At 68.1% G+C, this 665-nt stretch carries 2 protein-coding genes; one reads left to right on the top strand and one right to left on the bottom strand.

The annotated features are described in order from the left end of the window. The first annotated feature begins 123 nt into the window (after nucleotides 1-123). Nucleotides 124-300: a hypothetical protein gene (locus FV228_RS33625; protein WP_187278002.1), complete on the top strand. Its 177-nt coding sequence runs from the start codon at nucleotides 124-126 to the stop codon at nucleotides 298-300. A 145-nt stretch (nucleotides 301-445) separates the two neighbouring features. Here FV228_RS33625 and FV228_RS31830 read toward each other — a convergent pair. Then, on the bottom strand, nucleotides 446-665 hold a 220-nt coding region (locus tag FV228_RS31830; protein WP_147857980.1), incomplete at its 5' end, for an alkylphosphonate utilization protein.

Here is a 665-nt window from a genome sequence, read left to right on the forward strand (position 1 = left end):
GCACGCGGCCGCGCGATGCGCTAGAGGGCAGGGGTCCGGCCTCGCGGGCCGGCCTGGATTCCGACTCGCCTCGGACCTCCTGCCGGCCGCGCGCCGCCGCCATGGTCCGACGCGGAGCCCGGCATGAGCGAGACGAGCAACACCTTCAAGAAGGCGCCCAAGCGCAAGCCCACCAAGGGCAAGAGCGTCAGCGTCTCCCCGGAGATGCGGCAGGCCTATGCCAACCTGATCCAGGAACGGGCCGAGAAGCAGGAAACCTACGGGCGGCACCTGCCGCAGGAAGAGACCAAGCGCCGGTAAAAGAACCGGGTTTCCAAAGGGCTCAGCCCTTTGGCGGGGTGTCGGGGCAGAGCCCCGATGGCATCGAGCTTCGCTCGACCCAGGCTCTGCCCTGGACCCGCAAGAGGTCCCGGACCTTTTGAAACCCTGATGGTTTCGAACCGCCCTAGCGCTTGCGCACGAACTCGGTGCGCAGGACGAGCCCCTTGATCGTGTCGTGGCGGCAATCGATCTCTTCGGGATCGTCCGTGAGCCGGATCGACCGGATGACCGTGCCCTGCTTCAGGGTCTGGTTCGCGCCCTTGACCTTGAGGTCCTTGATCAGCGTGACCGCGTCGCCGTCGGCCAGGACGTTGCCGGCCGCGTCGCGGGCCTCGGCCCTGGCC

This window comes from Methylobacterium sp. WL18 (assembly GCF_008040015.1).
GTDB classification, from domain to species: domain Bacteria; phylum Pseudomonadota; class Alphaproteobacteria; order Rhizobiales; family Beijerinckiaceae; genus Methylobacterium; species Methylobacterium mesophilicum.

Excerpts from the sequence above, each read along its gene's own strand:
- FV228_RS33625 (WP_187278002.1), top strand. The coding sequence starts at position 124 with ATGAGCGAGACGAGCAACACCTTCAAGAAGGCGCCCAAGCGCAAGCCC.